The organism is Brasilonema bromeliae SPC951, from assembly GCF_012912135.1.
In the GTDB taxonomy this organism is placed as follows: domain Bacteria; phylum Cyanobacteriota; class Cyanobacteriia; order Cyanobacteriales; family Nostocaceae; genus Brasilonema; species Brasilonema bromeliae.
In genome coordinates, this window is the sequence record NZ_QMEB01000054.1 from 1 (window position 1) to 26315 (window position 26315).

General features: G+C 42.0%; 32 protein-coding genes and 2 pseudogenes. 20 read left to right on the plus strand and 14 right to left on the minus strand.

Features of this window, described 5'->3' with window-relative positions; genetic code table 11:
- Positions 1-606, minus strand: a pseudogene (locus tag DP116_RS09375) (hypothetical protein); the annotation flags it as partial.
- A gap of 620 nt (positions 607-1226) precedes the next feature.
- Between DP116_RS09375 and DP116_RS09380 the strand changes: the two are divergent.
- On the plus strand, positions 1227-1388 hold the full coding sequence (locus DP116_RS09380; RefSeq protein WP_169154936.1) for a hypothetical protein: 162 nt from the start codon (positions 1227-1229) through the stop codon (positions 1386-1388).
- Positions 1389-1689: 301 nt separating this feature from the next.
- Here the strand turns inward: DP116_RS09380 and DP116_RS09385 are convergent, their stop codons facing one another.
- Both DP116_RS09385 and DP116_RS09390 read right to left on the minus strand, forming a co-directional pair.
- Positions 1690-1989 carry a ferredoxin gene (locus DP116_RS09385; protein ID WP_169154937.1) on the minus strand — a complete coding sequence of 100 codons (300 nt, stop codon included), beginning with the start codon at positions 1987-1989 and terminating at the stop codon, positions 1690-1692.
- 452 nt (positions 1990-2441) lie between these two features.
- Positions 2442-2741 (minus strand): ferredoxin, encoded by a 300-nt coding sequence (locus tag DP116_RS09390; protein ID WP_169154938.1) that lies wholly within the window; start codon positions 2739-2741, stop codon positions 2442-2444.
- A 380-nt stretch (positions 2742-3121) separates the two neighbouring features.
- Between DP116_RS09390 and DP116_RS09395 the strand changes: the two genes are divergently transcribed.
- The 3 genes from DP116_RS09395 to map all read left to right on the plus strand — a co-directional run bounded on the left by DP116_RS09395 (position 3122) and on the right by map (position 5564).
- Positions 3122-4126: a Gfo/Idh/MocA family protein gene (locus tag DP116_RS09395; RefSeq protein ID WP_169154939.1), complete on the plus strand. Its 1005-nt coding sequence runs from the start codon at positions 3122-3124 to the stop codon at positions 4124-4126.
- On the plus strand, positions 4123-4677 hold the full coding sequence (locus tag DP116_RS09400; protein ID WP_339381410.1) for a GNAT family N-acetyltransferase: 555 nt from the start codon (positions 4123-4125) through the stop codon (positions 4675-4677). The genes DP116_RS09395 and DP116_RS09400 overlap by 4 nt, the downstream gene beginning before the upstream one ends.
- Positions 4678-4790: 113 nt before the next feature.
- Complete coding sequence (gene map / locus DP116_RS09405) at positions 4791-5564, plus strand: type I methionyl aminopeptidase (RefSeq protein WP_169154940.1); 774 nt, start codon at positions 4791-4793, stop codon at positions 5562-5564.
- Between the two features lie 268 nt (positions 5565-5832).
- Here the strand turns inward: map and DP116_RS09410 are convergent, their stop codons facing one another.
- The 3 genes from DP116_RS09410 to DP116_RS29930 are packed head-to-tail and all read right to left on the minus strand — an operon-like array spanning position 5833 to position 6540.
- On the minus strand, positions 5833-6174 hold the full coding sequence (locus tag DP116_RS09410) for a type II toxin-antitoxin system PemK/MazF family toxin (RefSeq protein ID WP_169154941.1): 342 nt from the start codon (positions 6172-6174) through the stop codon (positions 5833-5835).
- Positions 6174-6419, minus strand: a complete 246-nt coding sequence (locus DP116_RS09415) for a toxin-antitoxin system protein (RefSeq protein ID WP_169154942.1) — start codon at positions 6417-6419, stop codon at positions 6174-6176. Before DP116_RS09415 ends, DP116_RS09410 begins: the two co-directional genes overlap by 1 nt.
- A complete protein-coding gene (locus DP116_RS29930) occupies positions 6412-6540 on the minus strand; it encodes a hypothetical protein (protein WP_281357377.1) in 129 nt (42 codons plus the stop codon). Before DP116_RS29930 ends, DP116_RS09415 begins: the two co-directional genes overlap by 8 nt.
- On the opposite strand from DP116_RS29930, the pseudogene DP116_RS29155 reads away from it, so the two are divergent.
- The 7 genes and pseudogenes from DP116_RS29155 to DP116_RS09445 form a co-directional block, all read left to right on the plus strand.
- Positions 6520-6609, plus strand: a pseudogene (locus tag DP116_RS29155) (type I methionyl aminopeptidase); the annotation flags it as partial. The gene DP116_RS29930 and the pseudogene DP116_RS29155 sit on opposite strands and share 21 nt — an antisense overlap.
- A gap of 190 nt (positions 6610-6799) precedes the next feature.
- Positions 6800-7390, plus strand: coding sequence for a GNAT family N-acetyltransferase (locus tag DP116_RS09420; RefSeq protein ID WP_169154943.1), 591 nt, complete (start codon positions 6800-6802; stop codon positions 7388-7390).
- A 292-nt stretch (positions 7391-7682) separates the two neighbouring features.
- Positions 7683-7901 (plus strand): type II toxin-antitoxin system HicB family antitoxin, encoded by a 219-nt coding sequence (locus DP116_RS09425; protein ID WP_169154944.1) that lies wholly within the window; start codon positions 7683-7685, stop codon positions 7899-7901.
- Positions 7898-8119 carry a type II toxin-antitoxin system HicA family toxin gene (locus DP116_RS09430; RefSeq protein WP_169154945.1) on the plus strand — a complete coding sequence of 74 codons (222 nt, stop codon included), beginning with the start codon at positions 7898-7900 and terminating at the stop codon, positions 8117-8119. The genes DP116_RS09425 and DP116_RS09430 overlap by 4 nt, the downstream gene beginning before the upstream one ends.
- Positions 8120-8194: 75 nt before the next feature.
- Positions 8195-8434 carry a hypothetical protein gene (locus DP116_RS09435; RefSeq protein WP_169154946.1) on the plus strand — a complete coding sequence of 80 codons (240 nt, stop codon included), beginning with the start codon at positions 8195-8197 and terminating at the stop codon, positions 8432-8434.
- Positions 8434-8847: a putative toxin-antitoxin system toxin component, PIN family gene (locus DP116_RS09440; RefSeq protein ID WP_169154947.1), complete on the plus strand. Its 414-nt coding sequence runs from the start codon at positions 8434-8436 to the stop codon at positions 8845-8847. The genes DP116_RS09435 and DP116_RS09440 overlap by 1 nt, the downstream gene beginning before the upstream one ends.
- Before the next feature lie 221 nt (positions 8848-9068).
- The gene (locus DP116_RS09445; RefSeq protein ID WP_169154948.1) at positions 9069-9515 is read left to right on the plus strand and encodes a DUF29 domain-containing protein; all 447 of its coding nucleotides are present in this window, start codon (positions 9069-9071) and stop codon (positions 9513-9515) included.
- Between the two features lie 15 nt (positions 9516-9530).
- On the opposite strand, the gene DP116_RS09450 is transcribed toward DP116_RS09445, so the two are convergent.
- Positions 9531-10745: a TetR family transcriptional regulator gene (locus DP116_RS09450; RefSeq protein ID WP_169154949.1), complete on the minus strand. Its 1215-nt coding sequence runs from the start codon at positions 10743-10745 to the stop codon at positions 9531-9533.
- A 180-nt stretch (positions 10746-10925) separates the two neighbouring features.
- On the opposite strand from DP116_RS09450, the gene DP116_RS09455 reads away from it, so the two are divergent.
- The gene (locus DP116_RS09455; RefSeq protein ID WP_169154950.1) at positions 10926-11774 is read left to right on the plus strand and encodes an acyl-CoA desaturase; all 849 of its coding nucleotides are present in this window, start codon (positions 10926-10928) and stop codon (positions 11772-11774) included.
- A 15-nt stretch (positions 11775-11789) separates the two neighbouring features.
- Here DP116_RS09455 and hpsU read toward each other — a convergent pair whose 3' ends face one another.
- From hpsU to DP116_RS09475, 4 genes are all read right to left on the minus strand, one after another.
- Positions 11790-12353: a hormogonium polysaccharide biosynthesis acetyltransferase HpsU gene (hpsU, locus tag DP116_RS09460; RefSeq protein WP_169154951.1), complete on the minus strand. Its 564-nt coding sequence runs from the start codon at positions 12351-12353 to the stop codon at positions 11790-11792.
- A 217-nt stretch (positions 12354-12570) separates the two neighbouring features.
- A complete protein-coding gene (locus DP116_RS09465) occupies positions 12571-13530 on the minus strand; it encodes a glycosyltransferase family 2 protein (RefSeq protein ID WP_169154952.1) in 960 nt (319 codons plus the stop codon).
- Positions 13531-13545: 15 nt separating this feature from the next.
- Entirely contained in the window at positions 13546-14478 is a 933-nt protein-coding gene (locus DP116_RS09470; protein WP_169154953.1) for a glycosyltransferase family A protein, read from the minus strand.
- Positions 14479-14853: 375 nt separating this feature from the next.
- A complete protein-coding gene (locus DP116_RS09475; protein ID WP_169154961.1) occupies positions 14854-15627 on the minus strand; it encodes a hypothetical protein in 774 nt (257 codons plus the stop codon).
- 124 nt (positions 15628-15751) lie between these two features.
- Here DP116_RS09475 and cobU point away from each other — a divergent pair, with 124 nt between their 5' ends.
- From cobU to DP116_RS09490, 3 genes are all read left to right on the plus strand, one after another.
- A complete protein-coding gene (gene cobU, locus DP116_RS09480; RefSeq protein WP_169154954.1) occupies positions 15752-16306 on the plus strand; it encodes a bifunctional adenosylcobinamide kinase/adenosylcobinamide-phosphate guanylyltransferase in 555 nt (184 codons plus the stop codon).
- A gap of 188 nt (positions 16307-16494) precedes the next feature.
- Positions 16495-16926: a hypothetical protein gene (locus DP116_RS09485; RefSeq protein WP_169154955.1), complete on the plus strand. Its 432-nt coding sequence runs from the start codon at positions 16495-16497 to the stop codon at positions 16924-16926.
- 738 nt (positions 16927-17664) lie between these two features.
- Positions 17665-18126, plus strand: a complete 462-nt coding sequence (locus tag DP116_RS09490; RefSeq protein ID WP_211173182.1) for a sensor histidine kinase — start codon at positions 17665-17667, stop codon at positions 18124-18126.
- Positions 18127-18302: 176 nt separating this feature from the next.
- On the opposite strand, the gene DP116_RS09495 is transcribed toward DP116_RS09490, so the two are convergent.
- On the minus strand, positions 18303-19274 hold the full coding sequence (locus DP116_RS09495; protein WP_339381411.1) for a CHAT domain-containing protein: 972 nt from the start codon (positions 19272-19274) through the stop codon (positions 18303-18305).
- A 212-nt stretch (positions 19275-19486) separates the two neighbouring features.
- Between DP116_RS09495 and DP116_RS09500 the strand changes: the two genes are divergently transcribed.
- The 3 genes from DP116_RS09500 to DP116_RS09510 all read left to right on the plus strand — a co-directional run bounded on the left by DP116_RS09500 (position 19487) and on the right by DP116_RS09510 (position 24090).
- Positions 19487-20461: a ribonuclease Z gene (locus tag DP116_RS09500; RefSeq protein ID WP_169154962.1), complete on the plus strand. Its 975-nt coding sequence runs from the start codon at positions 19487-19489 to the stop codon at positions 20459-20461.
- Positions 20462-21338: 877 nt separating this feature from the next.
- Entirely contained in the window at positions 21339-23606 is a 2268-nt protein-coding gene (locus DP116_RS09505; protein WP_169154963.1) for a GumC family protein, read from the plus strand.
- Positions 23607-23697: 91 nt separating this feature from the next.
- A complete protein-coding gene (locus tag DP116_RS09510; protein ID WP_048871441.1) occupies positions 23698-24090 on the plus strand; it encodes a carboxymuconolactone decarboxylase family protein in 393 nt (130 codons plus the stop codon).
- Between the two features lie 175 nt (positions 24091-24265).
- On the opposite strand, the gene DP116_RS09515 is transcribed toward DP116_RS09510, so the two are convergent.
- Both DP116_RS09515 and def read right to left on the minus strand, forming a co-directional pair.
- On the minus strand, positions 24266-24463 hold the full coding sequence (locus DP116_RS09515; protein WP_169154957.1) for a hypothetical protein: 198 nt from the start codon (positions 24461-24463) through the stop codon (positions 24266-24268).
- Positions 24464-24471: 8 nt separating this feature from the next.
- Positions 24472-25047: a peptide deformylase gene (gene def / locus DP116_RS09520; RefSeq protein WP_169154958.1), complete on the minus strand. Its 576-nt coding sequence runs from the start codon at positions 25045-25047 to the stop codon at positions 24472-24474.
- A 364-nt stretch (positions 25048-25411) separates the two neighbouring features.
- Between def and DP116_RS09525 the strand changes: the two genes are divergently transcribed.
- Together DP116_RS09525 and DP116_RS29160 are read left to right on the plus strand one after the other, a co-directional pair.
- On the plus strand, positions 25412-25696 hold the full coding sequence (locus tag DP116_RS09525; protein WP_169154959.1) for a hypothetical protein: 285 nt from the start codon (positions 25412-25414) through the stop codon (positions 25694-25696).
- 433 nt (positions 25697-26129) lie between these two features.
- On the plus strand, positions 26130-26315 hold a 186-nt coding region (locus tag DP116_RS29160; RefSeq protein ID WP_246275551.1), incomplete at its 3' end, for a DUF3598 family protein.

A 26315-nucleotide genomic window follows, 5' to 3' on the forward strand; every position in this document is an offset into this window, starting at 1 on the left:
CTTTTGAATTTCTCGTAATTCGCTTCGCGTTTTTGCAGAAAATGGTAACTGATTATAAATCTGCTCAACTAAAATCTGTAGAAACTCATCTAGATGCTTTTGATATTCGTAAAATGGGTGTAAAATTTCTGCCTCAATCTTTTCAGCAGTTTGCTGCGAAATACCCAATTTTTGCTTGAATTCATTCAAAATGCGACGGCTCGTATCTGATATCTTGTTATCACTAACAACCCTTTTCACTTCTTCTCTGTATTTCTCTTCTGCTGATGATGAGGGTAGAGGTGTGGGTGCAGATTGAATATCCTGTACCTGCAGCTTATTAAGTAGTTCATCGATACGCTGCTGCACATCTTCATGGACACTTATTTGCGATCGCACATGTTCCAAAACCTTGCAAAAAGCTTCTCTCCCACCAATATTTGCTAACTTATCCAACATATGGGGTATGAAAGTTGCTACAGAACCATCCCAGCTGATGTGTTGCAACACGGGTGCGTCGTTACCCAATGCAGCAATTAAGAAAGATTGACGTTCTCTCTGTGATTCTACAAATGGTCTGAGGATTTCTGCCAACTCATTGATAGTGTTGGGGTCTAATTTCATCATCGACTCAACCTTTCACCTGCGCCAATGTTGTGAGTAACACGCTTAATTACAAATATAATGTAGAAAATACTGCTTCAGGTTGTGAGAGGTAATGGTGCTGTTTTTCTAAGAATGAGCGAGTGTATGTTTGTTTATTCCTCGCTTCCAAATACAACATCTTTATACAGCAGTTTAATCGGAAACTCAAAATCAATAATCTTTGAACGCCAGGACTTTTTCGGGTTTGGTTTGATTGTAGCGTTCTGGGTGAGGGGAAACTCCGGAGCTCGCTTCACTTGGGAGCAGCTTTGCTGGGTGCTGAGGGGAAACGCTCTTCACGTGAGTTATTTTCTCCCCCTTCTTTTTTCTCCCTGCTCCCTGTGCTTCTTCTAAGGTGCATAGTACATATGAAAATCCCCACCACATGATGGTAGGGAATAGTGTGTATCTTTTTTCCTTTTATTTATTAGGGCTAGCCCAAAAGAATTTATGCACCTTGCTCATGCATTTTAGGCTTTAATATCGAATCCGGGTGCATCGGAATAATTAAGTCGTAGTCAAAAGCCACCAGTAGCAGGCGATCTGCGCGGAGCGCAGCAGCGTTTGCGCAGCGCCCCCTTAGGGGCTAGCTATCGCTTTACATGCAAAAAGGGTCAACTTTTGGTGCTGACCCATTTTCTGATTATTTAGGATTATTAGTTTGGGGTATGAGCGCAGATGTTGCGAGTCGGAGTTTGAGTCATTTGACGGGAGGAGATGAGAAAAAACAAGAAGCCACAACGCCAGATAGATTGAACAGCTAGTCTCGAATCAAGATGAAACAAAACATAGAGTTTTCTGTGTTCCTACTTGCATAACGTGAATCTAGACTTCCTGCCAAAGTAGCCGTCATGAACTGCAAACCACCGAACACACGAAAACATTTCTCCCTCACTCCTTCACTCCCTCATTCCCTCACTATCTGACTCCCTCACTCCTTATTTTCAAGCTAAGTGTAAGCAGCAGACACAGCACAGGGAGAATATTTCTCTGTCTATGTTGCTTCTTTTCCATCTTTACCACATCAATGACTCTTGAAAGAGGTTGATTTTGGCTGCCTAACTTTTAATAAAGTGCTTCTTCTTGGTGGGTTTCGATTGTGACGTCAGACGTTGGATAAGCAATACAAGTTAGCACATATCCAGCTGCGATTTGGTCATCGTCCAAGAAAGACTGGTCACTCTGGTCAACTGAACCTTTTGTGAGCTTACCAGCACAGGTAGAGCAAGCACCAGCGCGGCAAGAGTATGGTAGGTCAAGACCTTTTTCTTCAGCAATGTCTAGAATATATTCATCCTCTGGGACCTCAATTGTTTCGTTCAGCCCTTCAGCAACGTTTATCAGTGTCACTTTGTAAGTAGCCATTTAGTCACCCTCTATGATTGCGAATGGATCGTATAAGTTATCCTAAAGCAAACACCACGACTCATCTGATCAGATCAGCCGTTAGTTAAAATTTGCTTCACTTCTGATACTACGAGAAAAACAAAAGCATGTAACCAAAAATTGAAGTCGATTAGTAATGAAATTTTGTGAGTTCTTAAATATAACTTTTTTTTATACGACAGAACATCAACGGGTTCACTAGAGCAGCGCCTTAGGTAGCCACTTTTGTCGCGACTGCCTTTACCACGGTTGAAGGACGGTTGAGTCACTACACCGTGGTTCGTGTCTCAACCTCGTGGGCTTTGTGCTTAAGTGTAAGTAACAGAGCAGACATCGCACAGGGAGAAGATTTCTCTTTCTACGCTGCTTTTTTTCTATTCATACCACATCAGTTACTTTTTGGAAAAGGTTAATTTTTGAGATGCCTAACCTTATTCGATATCATCTTTCTTGTGGGTTTCGATGGTGACATCAGAGGTAGGCTTGGCGATACAGGTGAGCACATATCCTTGATCAATCTGGTCATCGTCCAAGAAAGATCCATCAGACTGATCCACAGTACCTGATTTAATCAAACCAGCACAGTCAGAGCAAGCACCAGCGCGGCAAGAGTAAGGCAGGTCAAGACCAGCGTCTTCAGCAAGTTCTAGAATATATTCATCATCTGCTACCTCAATTGTTTTATTTATCCCTTCAGCGTCGTTGATCAGTGTCACTTTGTAAGTAGCCATTTAGTCATCCTCTATGAGTGCAAACGCATCTAATAAGTTATCCTAAAGCAAATAGGACCACTGATCTTATCGGATCAGTCGTTCGTTAAATTTGCTTCACTTGTGATATTACGAGAAAAAAAGGATGTAATTGGAAATAGAAGTATAAAAAATAGCTAAATATATCAATCCTAGGTAAGTTGATTTATATCAACCAATTGAAGTCAAAAATAAGGAAATAGGCTTATTTTCACCCTTACACCCCTTTGTGCTTATGCACAAGAGCAACAAACCAAGCAGTCGTTATGAACTGCAAACTACCTGACACATGAAAATTTATTTTTTCGTCTGCGTTTTGCGTTCTGCGTTCTGAGTTTTGAGTTCAAATCAGTGACAAAATAATGTACGATAATTCTGCTTTTTCGCAAAAACGCCCTGTACGAGTAGGTTTGGTTGGTACTGGGTATACAGCAAAGCTACGAGCCGAAGCATTGGTGCACGATGAGCGCTCTCATCTAGTCGCCGTTGTCGGTCATACACCCCAGAAGACAGAAGCCTTTGCTAGAGATTACCAGATAATGGTCGTAGATTCTTGGCAGCAACTGGTTGAGCAAGACAATGTAGACTTGGTCATGATTTGTACAGTGACTCGGGATCATGGTACAATAGCGCGGCAAGCACTTGAGAGTGGCAAACACGTTGTTGTAGAGTATCCTCTTTCTGTAGACGTGGCAGAGGCGGAAGAACTCGTTGAGCTTGCAAAAGCACAAAAAAAATTGCTCCATGTTGAACATATTGAACTTTTGGGTGGATTGCATCAAGCTTTGAAACAACATCTACCAAAAGTTGGTCAAGTGTTTTTTGTGCGCTACAACACCATCAAGCCTGAACATCCCGCACCCCGCAAATGGACATATAACCACGAGCTTTTCGGCTTTCCTTTGATTGGCGCACTTTCCCGATTGCACCGTCTTGTGGATTTGTTTGGTACAGTCATGTCGGTTAATTGTCATAACCGATTTTGGGAGATAGAGACACAGTACTACCAAAGCTGTTTCTGCGATACTCATTTGTGCTTCAACAGCGGACTGTTAGCCCATGTTGTTTATGGTAAAGGTGAAACTTTGTGGCAGGCAGAACGTAGGTTTGAAGTTCATGGTGAAGATGGCGGATTAATTTTTGATGGCGACAAGGGACTTTTGGTACAGCACGGAGAAAAAAAACCGATAGAAGTTGGTGCTCGTCAGGGTTTGCTTGCCAAAGATACGACAATGGTGTTAGATCATCTTATTGATGGCACTCCCTTATACGTCACCCCAGAAGAAAGCTTGTACACCCTCAAGGTTGCAGATGCAGCAAGGCGTTCTGCTGAAATGGGTTTGACTATCATCGTTGAGGATGAGTGATTGGTTATTATAGCATCAAATCTGGAATAAGTAATCAAGATTTTGTAGACAATAAAACAGCTTTGGTGAAAACCGTGGACGTTGTTTTACAAGAAATTAACCAGGATAACTGGGAAGAATGCATTCGGCTCAAAACAACTGAGGAACAGGAAAACTTTGTGGCTTCAAATCTTTACTCTCTTGCCCAATCCAAGTTTTATCCATCTTGTGTTCCTCTTGGCGTCTATCATAACCAAACTATGGTCGGCTTTGTGATGTATGAGACAATGTCAACTGGTGATCAAAACAGTGGTTACTGTATTTGTCGTCTCATGATTGACAAAAATCATCAGAGGAAAGGATATGGCAAAGCTGCCATGCAGGCAGTAATTAATCTACTTAAGGACAAGCCAGACTGTAAAAAAATTTCGACTAGCTATGTTCCAAAAAATGCAGTCGCTGAAAAACTGTATTATAGTTTGGGCTTTCATGCGACTGGGTTAATAGAGGATGGCGAAATTGTTTTATCTCTTTCGGTAGAGTCAAGAGCAGGTGTGACAACACAGTCATGAAACCCAACCATAAAAGGATTTGTTGAGTTTCGTGTTGCTCAAACCAATATACAGTTATCTGCACAAACACGGCAAACTATATTTATGGGAGATTCTTCTTTAGACGAAATTTCATGAAAAGTGAAACGATTGTTCTTTTATCTAACAGAGAACTAGATAAAATGCGTAAGGCTGGACGTTTAGCAGCCGAACTCCTACACCATCTTGCACCATTGGTGAAGCCAGGGGTTAGTACTCTTGAACTAAATGACGAAGCGGAACGGTGGACACAAGCGCATGGTGCAAAAAGTGCACCTCTTGGCTACAAGGGTTTTCCTAAGTCCATTTGCACGAGTGTGAATGAAGTCATTTGTCACGGTATTCCTAATGCCAAGCAAATTCTCAAGGAAGGTGACATCATTAATATTGATGTGACGCCCCTTGTTGATGGCTACCACGGTGATACATCCAAAACATTCTTTGTCGGTACCCCTTCCCCAAAAGCCAAAAAGTTGGTAGAGGTGACAGAGGAATGCCTCAGAAGAGGTATTGCTGAAGTTAAACCACAAGCACGTATTGGAGATATTGGTGCAGCCATTCAGGAGTATGCTGAGGCACAGGGCTTTTCTGTGGTGCGAGACTTCGTAGGACACGGTGTCAGCAACATTTTCCACACTGCGCCGGAAATACCTCATTACGGTATCCGTGGTAAGGGAAAACGTCTGCGACCTGGTATGGTTTTTACCATAGAGCCGATGATTAACGAAGGTACGTGGGAAGTTGAGGTTTTGGGTGATGGTTGGACGGCTGTGACACGCGATCGCAAACTTTCCGCTCAATTTGAGCACACTCTCGCCGTAACTGAAGATGGCGTTGAAATCCTGACGTTACGGGAAAGTAGGACTTAAGCATCGGTATCAAAGCTACAAAACGATTTGTGGCAAAACAACACAGATCCGCCTGGAAAATTAAATAACCGACAGCTTCACTCAATCGTATTGAGTTTTAGTGTTGTGTTTGAGATTTGATGATGCTGCTTGAAAACCGCCGAGTTTGGGACTATGGCGGGATTTTTTTGTGTGGTTTGTGGGATGGGAGGAGAGCGATGCGGAAGCCGCCACTACGTGAACGCCATAGGTGATCGCAAAGATAAACAGTTTAATTTACCTAGAATCACTACAACCCCATCAAAATTCTTAGCCTGTCTTCGACTGCTGTCAGTGTTTTTGGAGACACTGTACCCCATCGCTTTTCAAGACGATCTACAGAAATCGACCTCACATCCTCGCACTTGACAAAGCTTTGTACTTTTAATCCTCCCTCTGGCGGGTTCAGTTCTACGTGAAAAGGGATTCCTTTTTCCTTTGAGGTAATCGGTAAGACAACAACCAAACCAGATGCACCTTGATTAAACAAATCGACTGAAATCACCAGACAAGGACGCTTTCCGGCTTGCTCATGTCCTCTCACTGGATTAAGATCTGCTAACCACACCTCCCCTCTGGCAATTTGCGCCACTATTCTTGCACCCCATCAGCCATTGTTTGATCCCATACCTGCCTCTCTGCCTGTTCTTCCTGCCAAAGCGCTTCATTCTGTCTTAAAGCGGCAAACGCTTGATTAGCTTGTACTAAGAATACATGCCTACGGTAATTCTCTATCGCCCTGTCTAACACCGTCTGAATTGTCTCACCAGAGGTTTGTGCCAATTTCAATAAAGTTTCATGGGTAGTTTGACTAATACTAACAGTTAACTCAGGCATAGCTGTATTTTTCAACTTCTATAAGCATTGTAGCCAAAGCCAAAGCAGCTTCCACTACATCAAATAGTTGTTTATGGATTATGGTCGTTTGCAAGTCGGCGATCGCAAACTTTCCGCTCAATTTGAGCACACTCTCGCCGTTACTGAAGATGGCGTTGAAATCCTCACGTTACGGGAAAGTAGGACTTAACACTTCAATTGCCTTCATCTTGATGGCATCAAAACTATAGCGCCGGATCTGTGGCAAAGCGACACAGATCCTCCGGCGGGAAAATTAAATAACTGAGACAGGTTGTGGCAGTGGTTTGAGGTTCTCTGTTTAGCGTTCGGTGCTAAGTTTGGATCAGTGAATTGGGCTGATTACGTTCATAATGAGTGAAATGTCTTGGACACTAACGATTAACACTTCGCGCCTCATCCTTCGTCCTCAACAACCTGATGATTATAAATCTTGGTACGCTGGTTTTGCAGGTCGGTTGCCACAACAGTATAAATATGACGAGGGACAGATTAGCTTGGATGGTTGTGACCCCAATTGGTTTTCAACTTTGTGTAAGCGCCATCAAGACCAAGCTTTAAGCGATTATGCTTATATTTTTGGTGTCTTTTCTCGGCAAAATAATCAGCATCTTGGCAATGTCGATTTATCAACAATCCAGCGTGAAGAGAAACAGTGGGCTAATCTGGGCTATAGCATCCATAATCAGTATTGGCGACAGGGTTTTGGCAAGGAAGCTGTGAAAGCAGCACTCCGAGTCGGGTTTGAGAATCTTGGATATCATCGCATCGAAGCTGCCATTAATCTTGATAATCATCTCTCCATTGCTCTTGCTCAAAGTGTTGGTCTGCAAAAAGAATGTATTCGTCGTGGCTTTTACTATGAGAACGAACAATGGGTAGATCATTTGATTTATGTAGCTCTTCCCTCTGATTTAGGTCTAGTCGAGAAACCACCAGTGATCGTCGGATAACAACCCCTTGCGGCGGACGGTTGAGAGATCTTGGTGTAGTGGTAAAGGTTATTTGCCACATCATTTATTCAAAGTCAATCTGCCATGCATGTGTCTATGGGCATAAATTTAAATAACTGCAAGATGTAAGTTATGCTGGAAATTGAAAACCGCCGAGTCTGCGACGATGGCGGGATTTTTTGTTTGTGGGGTTATTGGCTCACTTTTCCCATGATCTGTTGCTGGTTTAGTCTAAGTTAAGACACACCCATATTCAAGGGTAAAATGAGGAAAGACTATATAGTTTGTAACTATGAATCGGCATACAAGGCAAGTCATTTTATATAAGGATGAAGATGGTTATTGGGTTGTAGAGTGTCCAAGCCTAAAAGGATGTATTAGCCAGGGAAACACTAAGGAGGAGGCTTTGTCGAACATCAAGGAAGCTATTGCAGGCTACGTGAATGCATTGGAAGAAGATGGCTTACCTGTGCCAGAAGACAATTTTGAAACATTCCTAGTAGTCGTGTGAGCAAGTTACCCAGTATTTCAGGAAGAGAGTGTATCAAAGCTTTGGAAAAGATTGGTTTCTACCAAAAACGTAGAGAGAGCAGTCACATTATTCTGCGAAGAGATGAGCCGTTTGCTCAAATTGTTGTCCCAGATCATCAGGAGTTGGCTAAGGGCACACTTCGAGCTATTATTCGAGACGTTGAACTTAGCGTTGAAGAATTCGTGTCATTACTGTAGAGAGGCAGTCGCGGTCTAACACTATAATGGGAACGTTCAATTAGAAGTAATTCCCTAATTTTCAAAATATACAAGATGCCTACATTAAAGCTGACGAATAAGCAAGTTGTTGAATTAATTAAACAGCTACCTAGCGAACAGCAAGTAGAGGTGTTTAGATTCCTACTTCTCCAACAGTGGGGGGAGTGGGAGGCACTATCGCGCTATGCAGTCGATAAAGTTAGACTTATTGCCCAAGAACGAGGCTACAACTGGGATATAATGACCGAGGAGGAGCGCGAAGTTTTTGTTGATAAACTGATGGATGAGGATTAGTGCGATACATTGCGGTTTTTGATACTAATATTTTGATCTCTGCTTTGTTGTCTACAAGTGGCGATCCGTTTCGATGTTTGGCACTCGCAAAGATTGGACAAATTGAGTCTGTGACTTGTCAACAAATCCTGGATGAGTTTGCCCAAAAGTTGGTGCTTAAGTTCAAGTTTTCTCAGAAGATGGCGCAAGCGGCAGTTGAAGAGATACGTAGTTGCTCTCGTTTAGTTGAGATTGGCGCGACATTAGAGGCAGTGCCAGATGATCCGGATAATGATATGGTTGTCGAGTGTGCCATAGTTGGCAATGCAACTCATATTGTCAGAGGTGAGAAACATCTTTTGACTCTAGCAAAGTATCAAGAGATTAAGATTGTTAAAGCAACTGAGTTTGTTGCGTTGTTATCTCAGTCTTGACAATCCTGGCAGCCTCATCCTTTTAATCAGAAGTTGATGTACACCCGATAATTGTTGGATGATCGCAATCAATTCTTCTTTATGGGTTATCTGTTTGGACGTAATCGCTAGGTGCTCTGTGGATGATTTATCCCTCTGAAAACTGTTACGGTATCAAGCGTTATGATTGAGATGCTCTAGACACAGTCAGCAATGCTGCATAATTCACTACAGAGCGAGTCATGAATAAAGCGTATTTGACAGATTTCAATTCATGGATTGACCAGACAGCCCAATTCTTGCGGGAGCGTCGCTGGCATGAAATTGACGTAGAGCATCTGATTCAAGAGGTCGAAGACTTGGGTAAGACTGAACGGCGCGGGATTACTAGTCAACTAACTCGCCTTCTACTACATTTGCTCAAGTGGCAATATCAACCTCAGCGTCGGTCGGATAGCTGGCTAGATTCCATCACTGATGCACGTACTCAAATTGAATTAGCCATTGAAGATAGTCCTAGTCTTAAAAACTATCCTACAGAGCAACTTGAAGAGAGTTACCAACGCGCACGCCACCAAGCAGCGAAGCAAACTAATATACAGATTTCAGTGTTTCCAAAAGAGTGCCCATATCCTGTAGAGTTCGTATTAGATGAAGATTGGCTGCCAGAAGAGAACAGAACAGAGTAAGTGATGTATTCATTGCTATTGAGGCTTATGATCAAGGCGAATCGCTTGCTCTAAAGCTAATTTTTCTCTAGCTCTACGAGCATACGGCTGTAATTTTGTGCGAGTCCAGCCTGTAATTATACTCATATCTTCTAAATTCATTCCCTTCATTAACATTTCTACACACCATGTCTGTTGAGCTTGCTCAATGACTGGCTGTTGTCCTTCTGGTGTTAATAATCCCTCAGTTAAGATTCGCCAGCGCTGTTGTATTTCTAGCTCTGTGATTGGTATTCCATCATCGTTGAGAAATAATGCAGGGTGGTTATCTTTACGACTTTTAAGCCACTGAGTTAAGGGATTGCGAGTATACGATCCATACCGCTTACCCATAATCCACTGATTTACAGGAACTTGTCGAGTAGCGCCCTGAGTGATTTGCAATAAGTACTGGTTGGAATCTTGGATTTGGTGGGAACGCTCTAAATTCACAATTTCTTCTGCAGATAACCCTGCGCCAAACAAAACGTACATCAGAGCATAATCTCGTAGTTCTGATTTTTTGGCTCTTTGCAAAATCAAGTGGACTAAATTTGCTGGTAAATCTACCACCTTTTCTGTCGAAATAAACTCATTGTTAACTTGATTTGAGGATTGTGTAGCGACCTTTAAAAACAGTGCCACTAAGGTTTCTAAAAACTCATCTCTGTCATGCCAAAGTTCATGAAATTCACTGGTAAACTCAATCACGGCATACCCCAACAACATACTATTGAGTAAACTTGCTAGCTTTTGAGGTGATAATTGTACATGTAATTGCTCACGTTCCATCATTGTTGCTAAATATTCAGCAACATAGTTGTTGGCTTGCGCTAAGCTTCTTCCTAGTGCTTGACGATTTTCTACTGGATATTTTCCTGCCTCACCAACCATAGAACGTACCAATTCAGGAACTTGTTCTAAAGCCTTTAAGCGGTCTTCGCAATAATTTTTGAGGGCTTCATGAACATTAGTCATTTGACTTGCTTGCGTTTTTAAGGATTCACCCAGTTCTTTAAACACTGGTGATTCAGAAATGACTGCCAGAACTAATCCGTGCTTATTGCCAAATTGCCGGAATAGCGTCACTTCATTAACTTTTGCTAATTCTGCAACTGCCTTGGTTGTCGTTTCCGTAATTCCCTGAGCTGCAAACAACTCCATTGCTGCATTAATCAGCCTTTGTCGCGTTGAAATTATATCACTAGACATAAGTCGAAAGTGCAAGTGGCACTTGCATTAAAATTTTATCCTTGCTAGACTAACAGATGTAAGTAGCACTTGCATCCTCTATTTCTACTTTAACTGTCTTCGCCAGTGTTCGTAGAGAATGTGGTAACTAGTACAAGACTGTACTAGTTTATTTACGGTATTCACGTCAAAGGAAAATTTATGACAACAAACTCAACGGCGCCTGTTGATAAGCAGCCGCTTACTCTGAGCTGGACTAACGTGGCATTTTTCGGTACAATTCATGCCTTGGCAATGCTCGCTCCCTGGTGTTTTTCTTGGTCTGCTTTGGGAGTCATGATATTTCTGCACTGGTTGTTTGGCAGCATTGGTATTTGTTTGGGGTATCACCGACTTTTAACTCACCGAAGTTTATCTGTGCCGAAGTGGTTGGAATATGCGATCGCCACCTTGGGAGCACTCGCCATGCAAGGAGGACCAATGTTTTGGGTAGCAGGACATCGGCTGCATCATGCGCATACAGAAGACGTAGATAAAGATCCTTACTCTGCCAAGCGTGGTTTTTGGTGGAGCCATATGCTTTGGATTTTTTACCCACGTCCAGAATTTTTTGACGAACAACATTACAAAAAATTTGCCCAGGAACTATACCGTGATCCATTTTATCGTTGGCTAAATCGCTACTTCTTGCTGCTCCAAATTCCTGTTGGTGTCCTACTGTATGTTTTGGGTGGATGGTCTTTTGTGATCTATGGAGTCTTTGTGAGGGCAGTCTTGCTTTGGCATACCACTTGGTTTATCAACTCTGCAACTCACCTGCGCGGTTATCGTCGTTTCCAGTTGAAGGACAACTCTCGTAATCTTTGGTGGGCAGCACTTTTAACTTATGGAGAAGGTTGGCATAATAATCACCATGCTCACCCAAATGTCGCTAAAGCTGGATACCAGTGGTGGGAAGTGGATATGACTTGGTGGGCAATTCAGACATTGCAAACTCTGGGGTTAGCGAACAAAGTAGTCATGCCTCCAATACCAAAACCAGAAGTTTGACGAATGTTAACTTATTCACTCCCGCTTTCTTAAATAGCGGGGAGTACAAGGGGTTCCCCAGCTAACTTGCTCAGAAGGTATCTCAGTAAAAACATTACTACGAGCGCCAATCACAGCATTAGCCCCAATTTTTACTCCTAGTCCAACGAAGCAATCAGCGGCTATCCATACTCCATTACCAATGGTGATACTCGCTGTTTTCAACCCAAAAGCTGGGTCTGTTATATCATGGCTCCCAGTACACAGGTAACTTTTTTGAGAAATGACGCAGTGCTCACCAATGTTGATATCGTCAAGGCTGTAGAGAACTACGTCATCTCCTATCCAACTGTAGTCCCCAATTGTAATTTTCCAAGGGTAAGTAAAGCGAGCAGTAGGTCTAATGATTACGCCTTTGCCAACACGAGCGCCAAACAGCCGCAGCAACGCGCAACGTAGATTATTGAGCGGGTGGGGAGTTAGGGGAAAGGCGATCGCCTGTATAAGCCACCATAACAAAATATACCAACCTGCTCGTCCTCGGTCAAACCAGGATTGGTTATATTTACGTAAATCTACAAAAGGTTCTTCACTAGTCATTAGTCATTAGTCAAGAGTCATTAGTCCAAGGTTACAAGCTTCCTTGTCCCCTTGTCTCCTAAGAAACATAGGGAACTCTGAACAGGGAACTCTGAACAGGGAACTCTGAACAGGAAACTCTTAACACCGAAGAAGGGAAAGAGTGTTTGTTTCATTCATAACGGGTGGTGCGCCGCCCGTGGGATGCTCCTAAAGCACTGTTTGGCTGATTCAAAAATTAATTTTTAATTCCAGCGGCGGGGCGATTTTCTGCGACACCAACTAGGGGATGTGGTTCCTCGCCACTGGTTGTCGATGTGGTGTTGAGTCGTCCGTCATACTGACACAATTCGTAAAGTTTTATGCCTATTTGGTACTCGTATTGACTCAAAAGCCGTGCATAAATATACCCAGCTCTACCATCCAAAAAACCACGCTGAATGATGTAGAATAAAACAAACCGCAAAAATGGTTTAAATGGTAGCCGCACCCATAGTTTTTTCAGGAAGCGCTTACGTTGTAGAGCATTCCCGAAGAGATTTGCGCCTATTGTATCGGTATCATCTTTACCAGTGAGAAGATTTCGATAGACATGAGCCTCCCAATTGGAATAACGGTTATGTCGTTCTATCCAGTGATAAAGGTCACGGAAATCCTCGTGTATCATGTCGTTTTTCAGATATCCAGCTTTTCCATCTAAGATAACGTGTTCGTGAACTTCGTTATCACCAGTGTTGGGAACATCCCCAGTCTCAAGGTTTTCGTAGCGACCTTTTTTATGTTTAAATAAACGCAAATTCCAATCGGGATATTTACCGCCGTGGCGAATCCATCTTCCTAAGAAAAAGACTCGGCGGTTGAGATAATAGCCATTGTATTGGGGCTTTTGAATGGCTTGAGCAATTTCATCCCACAGATCGGGGGTAATGCGCTCATCACAATCAACAATTAACACCCATTGGTTACGGAAGGGTAAATTTTCTAAAGACCAATTTTTCTTTTTAGGCCAGCTTCCATTGTAGTAAAATTGTACGACATTTGCACCATAACTTTGAACAATTTCGACGCTTTTGTCAGTACTTTGAGAATCTATAACAAAGACCTCATCAGCGGTTTGAACACTTGCCAGACAAGCAGGCAAATTCGCTTGTTCGTTTTTTGCTGGAATGAGTACGGACACGGGTAATTTGAAAGACATACAAGTCATAAGTTGTTACTCTTTCTTAGATTTGGACAGAAGACCCTGAATGGCGGATTTTAGGTATCCAATTTGACCATACGCATACACAAGTTTATCAAATCGTTCTGCTGGATCGGGAAAATGTTGTAATGTTTTATATAAACCACGTAAAAAACGCTCGCTACCACGCTGCAATTGACCGAAACCAGCTTTGCCAGCAAGTTGTTCGCGGTAACACTCACTAACCCCTTGCCACCAACCCCGGCTAATAAACCAGGAACGTTTGAGGCGTTCTGGGGAGACATTGTGAGCAACTTTGGCGTTGGGAAGATAAGCAACTTGCATTTGGTGTTGAAGGGCAAGTTCGGTCATTTGCAGTTCTTCATTTGATAATAATTTTGTCCCAATTCGACCGAGATGAGTATTAAAACCCCCTACTGTTTCGAGAAAGCTGCGGCGGATAGAGTAGTTCAAGCCTCTGGGGGTTTGTCCTGGGTTATCAATGTAGACAATACTCTCGCCCAAGTCGTATGCTCCCAAATTGGCAGATAATCCTTTTGATAGCCAAGGTGGTGCTTGGGTTCCTTCGGGCCATAATAGAGACACTTTGCCACCAGCAATTGCTAGTTTCGGGTTATCTTGATAAGCTGAGTATAAAATCTGTAACCAGTCAGAGCTAGCTTCTGCATCGTCGTCAAGGTATGCCAAAATTTCTGCACTAGCAACTCTCGCGCCAGTGTTGCGAGCAACAGATAAACCAATGACAGGCTCAAAGATATACTTGAGGCGGGGGTTGTGGCTTCTTTGTTCTACGACTTCAACAGTGCGATCGCTCGATCCATTATCCACAACCACAACTTCAAACTCACCACCAAAATCCTGTGCCAAAAGGCTATCTATAGCAGCGCCTAGATAGGTATCTCGATTGTGAGTACAAATAATCGCAGAGATTAGTGTGTTTGGCATAGACTTTAAGTTTATCTTTTTTGGACTTTGTTGGTTGTTCGTCTTTGGTTGAGAGTTGTTAGCTATTTTACTCACCGCTAACCATTAACGACTAACTAATAACAAAGTCTAACTCTTGCCTGTTGTTGCTCTCATCTATACCAAACATTTCCGACTGACAAACCGAGTTTTTTTAGAAAAGATGAAATTATCTTTAGTTCTTTAGGAAGATTTTTCAGGAGAATTCAAAAAAACAGAACTCAGAATTTTCTCTAGGAATCAATACGAATAAGTTTATTTTCTGTGCTAGCCGACTCATTAATAGGTGTCAAAGAACCAGAAGGGTTTGTGAGTCCTGAGTTCTGTATTCAATCGCAGTAAAATTTCAGTCAAATTTCACTGTGATTGAATGTGACCGTGTAAAATCACAAGAGTTTCTGCTAGTTGGGTAAGACGAGTTTCTAGATATTGCTTTCGTCCCAAGAGTTGGCGTAACTTTTGGTAACGCGCAATTGCGATACTCACGCTAGGAACCTGGTCGGCTGGACATGGACGCGACCACACTTTACCAGAAGCATCCAAACCACACAAACGATACCCAGCACGGGGTGATTGGCAGGAAACATTGGTATTTTCTGCACAAATTTCTTCTACGTAGTCCATAAGACGGTCAACTTCTGCATGGCGCAGTGTTGCAGTTCCTCCTGGTTGGACTTCGCGTTCATGGGACTCTAGCCAGCCATTGACAATGGGTCCTTCTAAATAAAGATCTTGAATTTGCCTAACAATTTTTTGCAGTTCTTTTTGCCAAGAACCAACACTTTCCTGAATATCTTGCAACAAATTCATTGCGAAGGCGGGATTTGCTCCGTTGCGATGGCTAGTAAAGCTAGGAGTTTTGAGCTTAGGTAGGCTTGGTGTTTTGCTAGCGCTGTCTTGGGTTGGAAAAGTTTGCACAGAAGTATTGTAGGTAGCTAAGTTTTGTTCCAAGTGCCGAGAAGGCTCTTCCTCGCAAAACTCAGAATGTGTTTCTGAGTGCTCTGCTTCCCCAATGCTAATCCGAAACGACAGAGACTGCTTTGTTGAAGCATCTGCCTCGACAGATCCAGCAGTGTTGCGAGTCCCCAAGTCGTGTAGAGTTGCCTCTATGCGTTTTATGCCTGCTTTCATACGAATATCAAAGTGTGTTGTGGTTGTAGTGTTCAAGGGTGAAGGCACAAGATCCACTACATTATTTACTGATAGCCTAGTAGAATTGCACCCCTTCTCAATTCAAGATACTAGGTAAACAGCTTTGAGTAAAGTCGTATTAGTGACCGGACCTGCACGCTCTGGTAAAAGTGAATGGGCAGAAATTTTGGCTATGGAATCACAAAAAGTCGTTATCTATGTGGCAACGGCAGTAGAAAACTCAGAAGATAAAGAATGGCAAGAACGTATTCTACAACATAAACAACGCCGTCCTCAAGATTGGGCGACATTAGAAGTGCCATATAAATTGTCTGCAACTCTTGCGAACGCAAAACCAAATATCTGTCTATTGGTAGATTCTTTAGGCACTTGGGTAGCAAATCTTTTGGAACAAGACGAGTTGGTTTGGGAAAACATTGTTCAAGAGTTTTTAGAAACAGTAGAGTTAGTTGCTGCCGATATAATTTTTGTAGCGGAGGAAACAGGTTGGGGTGTTGTGCCAGCGTATCCTATTGGTCGAACGTTTCGCGATCGCCTAGGTCATTTAGTGCGTCAGTTGGGGGGTATCAGCCAAGATGTTTACTTAGTCACTGGGGGTCATGTTCTCAATCTGAGCTTGCTAGGTTCCCCTTTGCCTAAGATCAGAGCCTTTAACTAGCGGTTTCTTGAGGTAGCAACATATGAAATAAACGCCCCTTCCCTATTCCCTATTCCCTGTTCCCTATTCTCTATGTTTCTTGATAAAAATTAAAAAGTAACAAATAGTTAACAACTCAGTAACTCTTCTTAAGAGTTTATTCAAGATTCCTCATATAAAAACTAAAATCTACAGTCTAAAATTCTAGTATGGCATCACAACAAGACGTAAAAAAATACTTAGCTTACTGGTTCCAGCTTGGCAAAAAAGTTGTCATAAACAACGGTGCGGCAACCTTACTGCCGCAAAAAGTCATTGCTGGTGACCGCTACAGCGATGAGTTTGAAGAGTGCTGGCAAAGGATTATTTCTCCTGAGTCAGGCGACTGCTACATAGAAGGTACACAGGAAACTATAGCAGAATTGCTGACACCTGCTTGGGATGTTTCTCCCTGCGGACGTTGCGATATGCCAGTTCCTGTGAAAAACGTGGGTATGCCGCCGTTGGTATGTCCTTGCTTTGATTTAACCACTTGGCCTAATACAGAATTACCAGCGCCGCGTTCTCCAGTCAATAACCAAGAGCAATTGAGGGCAATTCGCGATCGGCTTTTGAGTGTTGTGAAATCAAATCGTGAATAATTGGTTTACTTGGCAATCTAAGTACTGCATTTCATAAATTCGTATCGCAATAAGGGCACGGCAGTGCCCATACGTATCAACTTAACGTTCAAGCCTTTATTCCACGTTGATTTAACCCCACCCCCCTTCGGGTATGCCAGCCTTCGCCTGATGGCTAACACCAGTCGCCAAGTGAGGGAAAGCCGTCATTCGCGCTGGATTCACCGTAAAGCTACGCTATGGCGTTCCGCCACGCTAGTCCCTAAGAGGGACGCTGCGCAAACGCTATCACGTCCCCTCCCCTTAGTAAGGGGAACTCACCGGTCTCCTCTGGGGATTAGGGGCAGGGAGGTTTTGGCGTGAGACAAAACCGGGGTGGGGTTGTACGAAAATAGTGGACAAGCATAAGGGCATGATATGACGTAATTACAAGAGTTTCACCAATGGGCACTGCCTTTGCCCCTACGACTGAGATTACTTTACTCGGTTGAAAATGGCTATATAACGCTACGAACTTTTGCAATGTTGTACTTAGCATAACTCCTAAATCTATCCCAGGGTAAGAGCATCTCAATCAGGCTTGACAGAAGGAATCAGAAGAATCTAAAGTGTTGCGAATGAAAAAACAATTGAGAACCTGAATCATATAATTATTATCCATAGCGGTGCGCTTGATTTTTTGACGGAGACTACGTTTGTAGGATTGCTCGCGATTCACCAAATGAATTACTGACAGAACTTGAAAAAGAATTAGAAAAATTGAACGATGAGCTACGAGGAATATATGAATTTTTGCAACGAGAACCACGAAATCAAGATAGTAGTCTTTATCTAGGAAATGGTATAGAACTCAATTTACAAAACCCTCTTCACGAGCTTCTCTATCAAGTTTACAACCATACCCTAGAGCGAGACTTTCCCTGTTTTAAAACTCTCAAGGTTAAAGTCCGTACCTTTGAGCTTATAGAAGATAGACATTTGAGGATTGAACAAAAGCAAGATGTGTGCCGGTTTTTAGAAGAAGCTTTGTGCAATGTTGGCAAACACGCTACAGGACTAACTCGTTTGGAAGTGATTTGTAAGAACGGCAATGGCTGGTACACTTTGAGCGTTACAGATAATGGTTTTGGTATGAAATCAGATAAAGAAGGTCAAGGAACACGGCACTTTAGATATATCGCTCGACAACTCAAAGGCAAATTTAAGCGATCGCCTCTTTAAGTGAAGCTCTAGCCTCCACTGTAGATGGACAATTAGGAATAGCGGCACTAACTTTAATACAAGACCTCGCTCAATTAGAAGAGTCTTTACAGAATCTGGATTTTTATAATCTTTCCTTGAGCAATTGAGAAAGCTATGCATTCAAAAGTCTTTTACTGATAACTCGGACTATATGACTACAACCAATTTCCTATAAGTATAAAAGGTGCCCAATAGTATGGATGGGAATATTTTTTGCTGCTGGCAATTAATGCCCTTTGCGCTCTCCGCAGAGCCTCTGCCTTACTCACTCCATTCTCATACCATTCTGCATAAAATTTTGTCACCAAAGTTACAGTGGCGGCATCATTAATTGACCAAAGAGAAGCTAAAGCGCTTTTAACGCCAGCGTTAACTGCGCTACCTGCTAAAGCCAAAGGAATACGGTCATCTCCAATAGCAGTGTCACAAGCTGTCAGTGCTAGTAATTCTACTGCCTCAGAACCATGAAGGGTATTGCGAATGAGAGTATATAGATCAGTTATAGTGAGTTTGCCATTATTTCCTGTGATGAGGAAGGTATCTTCGGAAACTGTGCTAAACTCACCGTGAGTGGCAATATGAATAATAGGGTAAACACTTAGGCGAAGTTCTGTCTGCAGACTGGTGTATGTGAAATTCTCATCCAATAATTGCTTGCTACCAGGAATTTGTGCTGCAACTTGATTGATTTCTTGCCTGACGTTAGTGAGAGCCTCATACATTCGACCATCAACTATTGCATCTTTAGTTAACCCCATAGCAAGCATCCGTAGATTTTTACGGTTCACTTTTTTGGCATTTATGAGGGTAGTCGCTGAGGTGGTAGCGATGCTCCGAAGGGAGCCAGCAAAGCTGATCGCATACCTCTGAACCAAGAATTTTTCTCCATCATGCAGCGCCGCCATTAGTACACTACCAAGAATTCCATCATGAATAAATGGTAATCTATACAGACTTGTATCAGGAATTCCAAGAAAACTGTTTGCTATAGCAATCCTAAATCCTGAGCCGCTACGGACACGCTTTGCGTACCCCCCTTCGGGGGCGCTTGCGCTTACGTGAGCAAACTTGATCCCCGACTTCGTAAAAGTTGTCGGGGATGTGGATCTGTAGCTTTCAATTCTCACAAATCAAATAGGATTGCTATAGGATTCAGAACAATTAAGTCAAGAGCAGATTTTGCGTATAATCAATCACAAAAAAGCCAATATTTTCCATGAAAACACTAGATAAGTATACTTCTTTTTAGGAAAGCTTTTTACCACAAGAATTTTGCATTTTCCATGCCACTATAGAGAAGAGAGTGGCAAATGCAGTAAGAGGAAGGCAAAATAAGGCTGTGGAGATAACATTTTTAGGGACGAGTTCCGGTGTACCTACGCGATCGCGCAACGTTTCCAGTGTCGCCCTGAGGTTACCACAACGTGCTCAGATGTGGTTATTCGACTGTGGTGAAGGAACTCAGCATCAAATTTTGCGGAGTGACCTCAGAGTCAGCCAACTCTCCCGAATTTTTATCACCCATATGCACGGCGACCATATTTTTGGCTTAATGGGTCTTCTCGCCAGTTGTGGCTTAGCAGGAAATGTACAACGCGTTGATATTTATGGTCCATCCGGATTAAATGACTACCTACAAGCCGCCTCGCGCTACTCCCACACCCACTTTTCCTATCCGGTCAAAGTTCACGCCGTACGTCCAGGCGTGATTTACGAAGATGATGAATTCATTGTAACCTGTGGTTTTTTGCATCATCGCGTTACCAGTTTTGGTTACCGTGTTTCAGAGAAAGACCGACCAGGACGTTTTGATATAGAAAAAGCCAAAGTGTTGGAAATTCCTCCCGGTCGCATTTACGGTCAACTCAAACGTGGTGAAGTCGTGACCCTTGCTGATGGGCGAGTGATTGATGGTAAGGAACTGTGTGGACCTACAGAAATTGGACGCAAAATTGCCTATTGTACAGACACAGTATATTGTGACGGTGCAGTCGAGTTGGCGCAGGATGCAGATGTGTTAATTCACGAGGCGACATTCGCCCATCAAGATGCAGAGATGGCTTTTCAACGGTTACATTCTACAACCACAATGGCAGCGCAAACCGCTTTAGCTGCTGGGGTAAATCGACTCATTATGACACATTTTAGTCCCCGGTATGCCCCCGGAAATGAAATAGAGTTAAAAGATTTACTTGAAGAAGCTCGTGCAATTTTTCCCAAAACTGATATGGCATATGATTTTATGACTTATGAAGTACCAAGGCGGCGGGATAAAGAATTAAAAAAAGCGGAAGCCATAGCTGAAATCAGTTAACAGTGAACAGTTAACAGTGAAACTGATAACTGTTTAATACAGCCAACATCTCTACATCTAGAGCCTTTAAGAAACTTGATATCAAGGAATATCTTTATTTTCCAGTCATTTGCGCCCATCTTCACAAAACATTTAATTTTTCTGCTCGAAGAAGTCAAAAATTTTTCGGTGTTTGATTTCTCTAGAAGTAGATGAAAACACATATCTAGAAACTGAAAAAAGTAAAGAACAACATTTTTAGCTGCTGACTAATCAACATACTGTACACAATTGTTCTATTTACCAAACTGGTAATAATACAAACAAAGCAAAAAAGTTGCTTGTTATGATTGAACTACTGGTTTGATTATCAAATCCTAAATCTTCCAATTTTCGCTTTACTTAGCTTCTGATTATAAGCATTTAGAGTTGTTAGCACAATATAAGTATATAGATTACCAGTCTCTATTTAAGTCTTTTTTCATACTAATTTTTTTTAAAACTCAAAAAAAGTTCACTTTTTTAATAGAAACATAGTGCGAATTATCACAAAAGTAGCAAAAGTGAACTGATTGTATAAACAGCTTCTTCAAAAATCACAATCTAAACAACTTGGAATAGTAACAATATGGTAAAGATAGCCAGAAAGAGTTGACTATTTCAATGTTCTTCACTTAGGTTGAAATGAAAATCAAAATGAAGATATTTCAGCAGAGGTGACATCTTGTACCTGAATTCAAAATTACGTTGAAAGAGCGTCGGGACAGGAGATCTTCCGAATTCATAACTCCGAATTCTTCTTTTTTGACTGTACTTGTTTGAAATGTAAAATTTTTTTCTTACAATCTTGTAGAAAAAGTGATTGGATATAATTAAGAGGACTTTGATTGTGGCTGACATGAGTCTGGAGCAGAGAAAAATAATTATTACTTCCCCACAAAGCAAAGTTAAGCGCAGAAAACTCTCTACAATTCTGCTTCGCCGACGCTTGCAAATCTTAGGTGTTTCTGGCGTAGTCATCTCGGTTGCGAGCGTTCTGGCTTTAAGTGCGAAACCGACATATCAAAGTACTATACAAATATTGGTAAATTCCAAGCTGAATGAAGGGGTACGCTCAAGTCATACTCAACAGGGAGCAGAAAGCAATTTTACTGACCCTCATCTTGACATTATTAACGACACGACTCAGCAAAAGTTTATGCTGAATTCTAACCTGATTCAAAAAGCAGTTAATTTGCTTCGTTCTGAATATCCAAATTTGACAGTTGAACATATCAAAGGCAAGAAAGGTCAACAAGCACCTTTAGTAATTACTCCATTAGAGCAACAGACAGCGGACAATAAAGTCATGAATCAAGTCTTTGAAGTTTCCTTCAAAGACAACGACCCAGTCAGAGCAGAAAAGGTTCTGAAGTCTCTACAAAAAGTCTATCAGGAAGAGAACATAGAACAACGAAAACAGAGTGTTTCCAAAGGGCTTACTTTTATCAAAAAAAGACTGTCCGAAGTCAAAAACAAAATGATTCAAGCTGATAAAAATTTAGAACAGTTTCGCAAAAAAAATCATTTACTCGACCCGCAGGTACAAGGCAAAATTCTTCTGGAATCTCTTGCTGACGTTACAAAACAGCTAAGAACCACCCGTGCACAGCTTAAAGACTTACAAGCTCGTCACGACAACTTAAAACAACAATTGTCGTCTTTATCTCAAAATACTATTGTCTCCTTTCGTCTGAGTCAGTCAACTCGTTATCAAACACTACTCAATGAAATTCAAAAGACTGATCTCGCTTTAACTCAACAGCGGTTACGTTATACAGATAACTATCCAGAAGTCCAAAAACTGATACAGCAACGACGAACTCAAGCCGCGCTGCTACAAGAAGAGATTAGACGAACGCTGGGAGACAAAGATGTCCAAGCAATATCAGATACTTTATTTAAAAAAAAGCCGTTGGATACAGAAATATCGTCTGGTACCGAAAAACCAGAACAGACTACAAGGGAAGTACCACAAGCTGACTTGAAGCTGGTGCAAGACTTAATTCAAATGCAGACAGCAATCTTAGGACTGCGTGCTAATGAAAAAAGTCTTGCTGACTCACAAGCGCAAATTCGTGCTGAACTAACCAAATACCCAAGTTTAATCACAGAGTACAACCGTCTGCTACCAGAAGTAGAAACGAATCGCAAAACACTTGAGCAACTTATAGCAGCACAACAATCTCTAGGATTGATGATCGCTCAAGGTGGGTTGAATTTCCAAGTCTTGCAACAACCCCAAGTAGAAAACTATCTAGATAGCAACAAGCTATTTATATTACTTGGAGGAGTGCTGTTAGCACCGATTTTAGGTATTGGTACAGCCCTGATGTCAGAATGCAACGATGCTATCTCTTCTCCAGAAGAGTTACAGAGGTTGACAAACCTTCGTTTATTAGGGACAGTCCCAGAACTATCACAACTTAGTACAAAAAAGAGATCGTTTCGCCGGTCCTTGCGACGAGTCATGGCTCATTTCTCATCACAAACTATATCTGACGAAAAGCACTTCAACGTCTACGGCTTGTTACCTTCCCACGAAACGCTCGATATGGCGTACCAAAACATTCAAATATCAAAGTCTTTTGTTCACCACAAGTCTGTGATGGTTACTTCAGCAATGTCTGGAGAAGGGAAGTCAACTTTGTCGCTGGGACTTGCAGTCAGTGCTGCCCGTATGCATCAACGGGTTTTATTAATTGATGCCAACCTGCGACAGCCAAATCTGCACAAAATTTTGGGATTAACCAATGATTGGGGTTTATCTTTGTTGTTAGTCGAGGAAAGAAATTCCTCAGTTAAAGAATATATCCAGCCTATTCATCCTTCCATTGATGTTTTGACTGCTGGACCGACTCCTGAGGATACAGTAAAGTTATTAAGTTCTGCACGGATGAAAGAATTGCTTCAATTTTTCGAGCAAACTTATGACGTAGTCCTCATAGATACTTCTCCTATTCTCGGCACAGTTGACGCTACAATCTTGGCATCTCTTTGCAATGGGATTGTCATGGTAGGGCGGATGGAACAAGTAATCTGCAAAAAACTCATTCAAGCTACAGAAATTTTGAGTAACTTGAATCTGATTGGGATTATTGCTAATGAAACGAAATGTTCCTCATAAGCTCCAGCCCATATCTGAAAATTTTTATTGTATAAATACCACTATGATCGCAAAAGCTGAAAGTCTTTGTCCTTTACAGTTATCCATTCAGATGACCAAACTCATTGAATACGAACAAGCCAGTGACGAAGTGCGTGTCGTCTATGACGACATCCGCGCCACTCGTAAGACTGATTACATCAACAATTTTTGGAAAGCGATCGCCAACCATCCCCCCACTCTACGGCGAACCTGGGAGACAGTCAAAGAAGTGATGACTAGTCCCGGCGAACTCGATCCGTTGATGCGCGAACTGATTTACATTGCTGTGAGTGTGACGAATAATTGTGAGTACTGCATCGCCTCGCACACAGCAGGGGCGTATGCAAAAGGCATGACGGATGTCATGTTCGGCGAACTTATGGGGATTATTGCGACAGCAAATACAACCAATCGCCTTGCAAATGGTTACCAAATACCAGTGGATGAGCAATTCAAGACGTAGGGCTTATCTTCACTCTCATGCTATCTCTTGACAGCAATGATTCTTTCAATCGCTGAGAATCATTGTTATAAATAACAACAAAATGATCAGTCTTCAGTAAAAGGGAAAAGGCTAAAAGTCAAAAGATTTATATTTCCTTTTTTCTTTTTCCTTTTCCTTACTTTACACCTGATGCTTACTTAATATTAGCTCTAGCATCCCTGACTGCAGCAACAAAAAATAATCCTGTCAGTGGAATACTTATTGCCAGGATAATTGCAGTTATCTCAGTACCCAAGTCTGGTTGTCCAGAACTGAGTTCAAACATTGAACCGACTGCGGCTATAGCGGTAATACAAGAACCAGCGAGAAATAAACCGCTTTTTGGAGTCATTATATTCACTAGCGAACCACCCTATCTATTGGTTTTACAGCCTGATGTGAAAACCCATGCTTAGATAGCTCTTGCGTCAAAGCTAAAGAGTTTTCTACACGATCTACAAATACCACGCCGTTGAGGTGATCCATCTCATGCTGAATGCATCGTCCAAGTAAATCTCCAGCTTTTAATGTCCGGGGACGTCCATGTTCATCTTTATAAGAAATTTCTATAACTTGGGGACGCTTCACATCCATGTAAACCCCTGGAATACTCAAACATCCTTCTTGCGCCATACAAATTTCACGGCTAGCCTTTGTGATAGTGGGGTTAATTAAAACCAATGGTGGGTTAGCTGGGTTATCTGGTTCGCAGTCGATGACAATGAGTTGTTTGTTCACTCCCACTTGAGGCGCAGCCAAACCAATGCCATCTTTGCTGTACATAGTTTGTAGCATTTCGCGTATAACTTGACGAATTTCCTCATCAACTTTAGATATGCGCTTAGTTGCTTGACGGAGAACGCGATCGCCCAAGTAATGAAGTTCTAATGGCGGATTTTGTAACTTTTTCTTTTCAACAGCGATTTCTATAGGCATGGTCTTGTAACTCAGTTGTTGACTTAGGTTTTAATATATTTTGAGTTCTTTAATCTTAACAATTTAGTTCCCTAGCTGAATTGGGTAAAACACACCATTAAGGGATGTAATGCCCATATCTGCTCTCAAGTTTCTTTTAGTATAAGCTGGGCGATACGCATGCAGGCGTCTGCTTTCCCTTGCAATCGCACGCTCGGGGTGTCTCCCACCGGTACAAAAACTATTTACTCGTATATAAAGACATACATCAGGGTGTATGAGTCCAATCCATTGAGTGACTTTCACTTATGTCAAGTAACAAATTATTTGTTACCTGACAGCGATATATTATATAAGATAAGTCAATCAACAAAAGTTAACAAAAGTGGAACGCCCAATCAAGAAATCTGAGCGTCAGTCTTCTGAAGGCACTGACACCGAGTCAGAAAATTTGGATTCTATGCCGACTGCCCAACCCAGTCGCAAAAACTCAAAACGGAGTGATGACCGCTCTGAGGGTAGGGGCAAAAAAGCATCCTTTGGGGATGAATCCAGGCAACCGGTTAATCCGGCTCTGGCGCGTGGTCCCAAACCCGTTAAGCCGAAAGCTAATATCAAAACTGAGCCGGATACCGAATTAGAACCTATTTCTGAGGAGTCTCAAGATTAAAAAGTAGAATTATTAGGATAGTTCAAATAATGGCAGTTGAATAGCTTGGGATGTTTGGACATTATCAAGATTTGATAGTGAAATGCCTAGTAGCCGAATAGTGCGATCGCTTAGTTAAATTGCTTCAAATAGTTCCTTTGCGACATAAGCGATAAGCCAGAGGCTTGACGCTACGCGTATCGCACTCAACTGCCGAACTTGGGACAAGTAGTCGCACGCTACTGAGAGGGTTGTTAGGTTTGATGTTTATTTTTTGGTCGAGTAACTTAATAATGCTTTTCACACTACCTTGGCAAAAAATCTTGTTGAGATAGATAGAACTTCCTGACCATCGCTTCAAGTTGGTGGTTATTCACCGCCAGAATCATGAATAATAAGAAAATGTACTTTTTCTAAGGTATAATGTCTGATTCATAACTAAAAAATTATAATTATGCGATCGCAATGGGAATCTTTGCTGAAAAACCTAGGTGAATGGCAAGGTTCATTTACCCGTATCTCGCCTCAAGGTGAAATTCTAGAAGATGTTCCCAGCGTAGTTTCTTTGCAAGGGTTAAACAACAACCAAACAATCCGCCAAACAATCCGCTTGGCGGAAAATGAAAAGGCTTTTGAATAC